Annotated in this window: 6 protein-coding genes; 1 reads left to right on the top strand and 5 read right to left on the bottom strand. The window is 40.4% G+C overall.

Annotated elements, in window-relative coordinates:
• Positions 1-223: 223 nt before the first annotated feature.
• Positions 224-1,015, bottom strand: a complete 792-nt coding sequence (locus DWW43_RS12155) for a hypothetical protein (RefSeq protein WP_207665984.1) — start codon at positions 1,013-1,015, stop codon at positions 224-226.
• Positions 1,016-1,274: 259 nt separating this feature from the next.
• Between DWW43_RS12155 and DWW43_RS01845 the strand changes: the two genes are divergently transcribed.
• Positions 1,275-2,357: a PD-(D/E)XK nuclease family transposase gene (locus DWW43_RS01845; RefSeq protein WP_119962568.1), complete on the top strand. Its 1,083-nt coding sequence runs from the start codon at positions 1,275-1,277 to the stop codon at positions 2,355-2,357.
• 219 nt (positions 2,358-2,576) lie between these two features.
• Here DWW43_RS01845 and DWW43_RS01840 read toward each other — a convergent pair whose 3' ends face one another.
• The 4 genes from DWW43_RS01840 to DWW43_RS01825 form a co-directional block, all read right to left on the bottom strand.
• Complete coding sequence (locus tag DWW43_RS01840) at positions 2,577-2,888, bottom strand: AzlD domain-containing protein (protein ID WP_008402346.1); 312 nt, start codon at positions 2,886-2,888, stop codon at positions 2,577-2,579.
• Entirely contained in the window at positions 2,881-3,621 is a 741-nt protein-coding gene (locus DWW43_RS01835; protein ID WP_008402345.1) for an AzlC family ABC transporter permease, read from the bottom strand. The genes DWW43_RS01840 and DWW43_RS01835 overlap by 8 nt, the downstream gene beginning before the upstream one ends.
• A 27-nt stretch (positions 3,622-3,648) precedes the next feature.
• The gene (locus DWW43_RS01830) at positions 3,649-4,269 is read right to left on the bottom strand and encodes a GDSL-type esterase/lipase family protein (RefSeq protein ID WP_008402344.1); all 621 of its coding nucleotides are present in this window, start codon (positions 4,267-4,269) and stop codon (positions 3,649-3,651) included.
• A 646-nt stretch (positions 4,270-4,915) separates the two neighbouring features.
• On the bottom strand, positions 4,916-6,820 hold the full coding sequence (locus DWW43_RS01825; protein ID WP_044945930.1) for an ABC transporter ATP-binding protein: 1,905 nt from the start codon (positions 6,818-6,820) through the stop codon (positions 4,916-4,918).
• Positions 6,821-6,831: the final 11 nt, after the last annotated feature.

The raw sequence follows: 6,831 nt of genomic DNA, 5'->3' as shown, positions 1-6,831 counted from the left end.
TGCTTTATCTGAAAAAGATGCTGCTTTGTCCGAGAAGGATGCTGAAATTGCTGCATTACAGGCAAAACTTGCTGCACTGGAGCACTAACGCATAAGTCGCGTTTTTTAAATTTTCTGTTTTAATAAATTTGTAATCATTGCATGGCTTAAAGTGCCAGATTAAATTGAAATTTTTATCTGACACTTTCATGCCAGCTTTTTATACAAATGTATGCATCAAATCCTATGCTTTTTCCAAAACAAGCAATCTTGAATCTCTCAATTTTAAAGCAAACGACCATTTTGTCTTTTCCAATATTCCGGCAAAACAAAGATAATATTTTGCTGCATCCCTTTTTTCTATCGGAACATCTGCCAAATCATTTCTCAAATAATTATATATGTATGGCGATATAATAACTTCACAAATTTGTTTTTTATTATTCGGACTAAGCACCTTTAGATAATACATTTTTACTTCATTTTCGTTTTGGGGGATGTATTTAACAATATACAAATAGCATCGGCCATAATAAATTTTCTGTTCATCCAAATCAATTTCCAAATTCCCACAATTAAAATTTTTGTGTGGTAAATATTTATTTTTTCCTTCTTTTCCTATTACGTCACAAAAATTTCTTCTCGTTTCATTTCCTTTATAATCAACATTTTTTCTATTGTTTATTTTAGTTCTTTCCTTTTTTAACATTTTATTTATACAGCTCACTAAACGATTATTTATGTCATCGTTATCTAAATCGCTATAAAAACTACATACCTCTTTTTTTGTTGCTTTATCATATCGATACGAACAATCGGCGGCATGCTTTTCCATATTTGATCCAGAAACCTTAAAATATCTCAATTTGTTGCCATGCGCAACTGTCAGTGGTGCTGATTTACACAATGGACAAAATATGTGCCCATCATATGTTCTCATCGCCACTTTCTTATTTTCATCATATAAGTTCCAATAGGTATCTGCGGGGTAATTTCTGTCATTTTCAAAGTAAAACTCATCGTATTTTGTTCTCATTTGTTCCTTCCTTTTCTCTTTTATATAATTTATAGAAAGTTCTATATATATAATACTGGTAATTTACTAAAAATTATAAGTAACATTTTTAATTTTTTTGTTTTTTTTGCAAAAATATTTGCATATCGCCTTTTAAACATTTACTTACCAAAAGTTACATCAAACAGTACCATTTATTACATTTATGAACTTTTCTCTTTTATTTCTGATATGGTAGTTATGTCGACAAATCAGGTACCGGAAATTAAGAGGAATTTTTATGTATAATAAGGATACAAACACCACTTCACAGAACTCAAATACCAAACATACAACGTTCAATATTTATCAGCTTTTTCCACAACGAACGGAAGATGAATGCCTTACAGAGTTAAAACAATACCCAGAACTTTATTGGACATATAAGAACTGGCCTGATGACTGGAAAAAACGTTTTATGGAATTTATGGAAGGCAAAAAAAGTCTGCCACTAACCTATGATCCATTTTTCAAAAAAATTTTCAACCCGGATATATACCCGGAACGATTATCACAACTGATCAGCAGTATTATCGGCACAAATGTAACCATTAAATATATTCTGTCAAATGAAAACAGCATGCTTCCATCAACTTCTCTCCTACTTCTGGATATTATCGTCCAGTTAGAAGATGGTTCTATCGCAAATGTAGAAATACAAAAAAATCCATACACATTTCCCGGTGAGCGAATGTCATGCTATTCCGCCGATCTACTACTTCGCCAATATACACGCGTAAAAAGCAAACTTGGGAAAGATTTCACATATAAGGATATGAGAACTGTTTATACAATTGTTATGTATGAAAAGAGTCCAAACGAATGTCTGAAAGACCGTTTCGCAAATATCTATCTGCATCATGGCAGAACCATTTTTGATACTGGTGTAAATCTGAATCTTTTACAGGAATACTATGTCGTTAACCTTGACGTATTTAAAAATAGCAAGTATGCTAAAGATATCAACGAACTAAATGCATGGTTGTCTCTGCTAACCGCGGACTCTACAGACAACCTTGCCACACTGATATCCAACTATCCATGGATGGAATCTATATGCCAGGATATATCTGAATATCTGTATCGCCCTGAGGAGGTTATTAGTATGTTTTCAAAAGCATTAAAAAAGATGGATGAAAATACTGTTAATTATATGATTGAACAGATGAAGAAAACATTGGAAGAAAAAGATGCCACAATATCTGAGAAGGACGCTGCTTTATCTGAAAAAGATGCTGCTTTGTCCGAGAAGGATGCCGCTTTGTCCGAAAAGGATGCCGAAATTGCTGCATTACAGGCTAAACTTGCTGCGTTAGAACACTAATGCGCAAGTTCATCAACATAATTATTTTTACATAATAATCCCCCGCTATAATACTTATTCATTGACATATTCTTAGAATAGATAACCCCATCACAAAATAGAGGGGCTGTCAACAATGTGATCGTATAAAACAAAGTAATTTCGTTACAACGGATACTACAAAAAAGGGCTGCCGCACTAAGTGATTGGTGCGACAGCCCTTTTTTTCGGTGTCATTGCTCATAATAACATATACACAATCGTACTGCCTATGATGCTGACAAATGTATTCTTTTTCCACACATGAAGAACGACACAAACTGCGGCTGCGATCAACTTCTTATAGCCGCCGCTTAAGAATTCGGTCGGTACTTCCCTCAGGCAGTACACGATCAACACCGCCATGATGGTTGCCGGAAGGATTCGTCCGAGATACCGGATTTTCTCAGGGATTTGTTTTCTTTTTCCAAGAATGGTAAATGGGAGTGCCCGCATAAATAAAGTAGCTGCCGCCGACACAAGAATACAGATCAATACATATCGATCATTCATGAGCTTCCACCTTTCTTTCACAGATCAGCAACAGACCTGATACCAGAATCAAAGTTGGAAGAAGGAAATAATCTTTTCCTATTAACAAAAGCAACAGCACACCTCCGATAAACCCGGCAAGTGCCGGCAAATGCACTTTCACACTTCTCCATTGATCGATCGCGATCGTAATAAATAACGCTGTCATACAGAAATCGATTCCCTCTAATTTCACCGGAAGGATCTGACCGAGTATGCCGCCAAGCACAGCGCCCACCATCCAGGATATACGACTGAATAATGCCACATAAAACATAATATCAAATCTACGTTTCCGGTCATTTGCCTTCTCTGCGTTACGATCTCTTATCACCTCAGAAGACAGCATGGAACAATTGACGGCATATGTCTCATCCGTCATTGTGTGTACCATATATGGATAACGCTTACCCATTTTCTTGAAATCTTCAACAAATGTCAGTCCATAAAAGAACTGCCTGCTATTCATAAACAACGCAGTAAGTGCGATCGTGAGAATCGATGCCCCACTGCTTAAGAATGTTACCAGCACAAACTGAAATGCACCGGTATATACCGTCAGGCTGGTAAACAGCGACCAGAGCCAGGACAGTCCTGCTTCCTGCATCGTGAGTCCGTATGCCATACTGACAAAGAGATAACTTCCGGTGATCGGCAGAGCCTTCACAAATGCCTGTTTTAATACTTCTTTTCTGTCTACAGTCTCCCCAGCCATAATTTCTCTCTGTACTCCTTACTCACATTACAAAATCTCTGAAATCTTTTCCAGTACCGCTTCCGCCAGCGCCTTGTGTCCTTCTTCATCCATGTGCTCCTGATCCCGTTCCGATGGTACGGCATAATCAGAAGCCGCCAGATAATATAGTCCTTCTTCTTCCGCAATCTGCCGGTAAATCTCCGGCAGCTCTTTGGACACCTGTACAGAATTCTTTCCAAATTCCGGATCAAATCCATCCCAGACCTTCTCGCCCAGTGCGATTGGTGACATCAGAAGGATCTTTGCTGCTGGCGCACCATCCCGGATCTGTCGCACCAGCTTACGAATACCCAGTCCGATGCTACCTGCCGTTGCACCATAAAATGTCTTACAGTCATTTGTTCCAAGCATTAAAATGATCAGATCTTCCGGCTTATGGGTTTCTAATATGATCGGAAGGAGTTCACTGCCACGTCTGCCCGGACGAAGCGGATCGTCAAATACTGTAGTTCTGCCACACAGCCCTTCCTCCTGTACAATATATCCCTTTTCCATCAGTCCGGTTCCTACGATTCCGGTCCATCTGGTATCCCAGTCATAGCGTTCTGCCGTTCCCGGCACATAACCATATGTGTTTGAATCACCAAAGCATAATACCTGTCGCATGGCATTTCCTCCTTCTTATATTTTACTAATGCCGTAACGTAATATCATCATGTTTGAACACTTTCGGCATTACCAATCAGAGGACGCTTCCGCTCGTTTCGTCCTGCAACGGTACTAAGCTGCCGCTTACAGCGCCACCTAAGGACCGGCGGACTCAAATGCCTCTGTCTTGGTAATCCGAAGTGTTCAAACTTAATACAATTTTTGTTTCTGCGCATCATTATCTTACTATTCCTATTCGGAATGTATGAATTATATAACAAATTCCAACTAAAATACAATACATAAATATTAGAATTCGTTATAACTTTCTCTTATAGCAAACCTAGTCATGCTATAATCAATACGCTATCCACCATTTACCGCCTGCCTAAAAATAGCAAAAAACTCTACTGCTTCCTAGGGCTGGGTATTATGCTTATTATAAAATAATATTGCGAGATTTCGTTGTTGCCGGATCAGAGTAAGCTACACTAACCTCAAACTACGCTAACGCTCGTCTTCACTAAGTGCTCCGCTCAACCGAACGCGAGTTAGCACAGGAGTATTTACGAATCAGGCATATGCAGTGAACAGAAATCGCAGCACGTTATTTATAATAAGAGCAACTACCAGAGACAGGTAACAGTAGAGTTTTTACTATTTATCACTCCAATTCAAATGCTCCGGTATAAAGCTGGTAATAGGTTCCTTTCTTTGCGATCAGATCCTCATGTGTACCACGTTCAATGACTGCGCCATGATCCAGTACCATGATAACATCCGAATTCTTAACTGTAGACAAACGATGTGCAATGACAAATACGGTTCTGCCTTCCATCAGCCGGTCCATTCCCTGCTGAACCATCGCCTCCGTTCTTGTATCGATCGAGGAGGTTGCTTCATCCAATATCATAACCGGCGGATTGGATACGGCTGCTCTTGCGATCGAGATCAACTGCCGCTGTCCCTGTGACAATCCGCTTCCATCTCCGGCAAGCACCGTGTCATAACCATTTGGCAGCATCATAATGAAATTATGCGCATTCGCAAGCTTGGCGGCTGCAATACATTCCTCATCCGTGGCATTTGGATTTCCATATTTCAGGTTCTCCATAACCGTTCCGGTAAACAGATTGACCTCCTGTAATACGATACCGAGAGATGCCCGCAGATCCTTCTTGCGGATCTTATTAATATTGATTCCGTCATACCGGATCTTACCATCGTCTATATCATAGAAACGATTGATCAGATTGGTGATCGTCGTTTTTCCTGCTCCGGTAGCACCTACAAATGCGATCTTCTGACCCGGTTTCGCATAGAGCGTCACATCACGCAGAATCTGTTTGTCCGGATTGTAGCTGAAATCCACATGATCCAGAACGATATCGCCCTCTAATCTCTGGTAAGTAAGACTGCCATCCTCATGTGGATGCTTCCATGCCCAGATTCCGGTTCGTTCTTTCACTTCCACCAGCTCACCATTTTCCTCTTTGACATTTGCAAGTGTTACATAACCATTATCCACTTCCGGTTCTTCATCGATCAGCTTAAAGATACGTTCCGCGCCTGCAAGTGCCGTTACGATCGCATTAAACTGATTCGAAAGCTGTGAGATCGGATTGGTAAAGTTCTTCGACAACGTAAGGAAGGATGCGATCATACCAAGAGTGGCTGTATTCGTTCCGACCAGCGTCAGATTCGTTGCACCGGAGATCGCAAGCCATGCTCCAACAACCGCTACAACTACATACTGCACATAACCAAGTGCATTCATCATCGGCATCATTCCGCTTGCATAACCATTTGCACTGGCTGCTGCCTGCTGCCATTCCTGATTCTTTTTCTGGAAATCTTCTCTGGCTTTCTCTTCGTGGCAGAATACCTTAACAACCTTCTGGCCATTGACCATTTCCTCGATATAACCATCTAATGCACCAAGTGTCTGCTGCTGTTTTATAAAATAAAATCCACTCTTGCCACCGATGACCTTCACCAGCTTCATGATAAAGAACAGCATCACGACAACGATCAGTGTCAGATAAATGCTCTGATATAACATACAGCAGAATACCGCAACAACCGTACATATCGATGAGATCATCTGTGAAAGGGACTGTGCGATCATCTGGCGGAGCGTATCAGTATCGTTGGTATAGCAGCTCATGATATCTCCGTGTGTATGCGTATCAAAATAACGGATTGGCAGGCTCTGCATCTTCTCGAACATCTCATCTCGTATGGTTTTCAGAGTTCCCTGTGCGATCCCTACCATCAGGTAGTTATAAAACCATGTAGAAAATACACCGATCAGGTAAATAACGCCTACCATGCAAAGTGCCTTGATCAGCCCGGTATAGACCGGATGATCCATTGCAAGGATCGGGATGATATAATCATCGATCAGTATCTCGATAAACATTGCCGACGCTACACTTGCAAGTGCACTTAAGATAATACAGATAAATACAACAACCAGCGTCTTCTTATATGCTCCGATATAGGACAGCAGCCGTTTGGCTGTATTTTTATTGACCCTGCTGCCCTGCTCTCTGTCGGGTGCGTTCATCTGTTTCTTCT

The sequence above is a fragment of the Clostridium sp. AF15-41 genome, from assembly GCF_003604095.1.
Taxonomy (GTDB): Bacteria; Bacillota; Clostridia; order Lachnospirales; family Lachnospiraceae; genus Coprococcus.
Note: the sequence above shows the minus strand (reverse complement) of the source record. Positions and strands in the feature narration are given on the sequence as shown.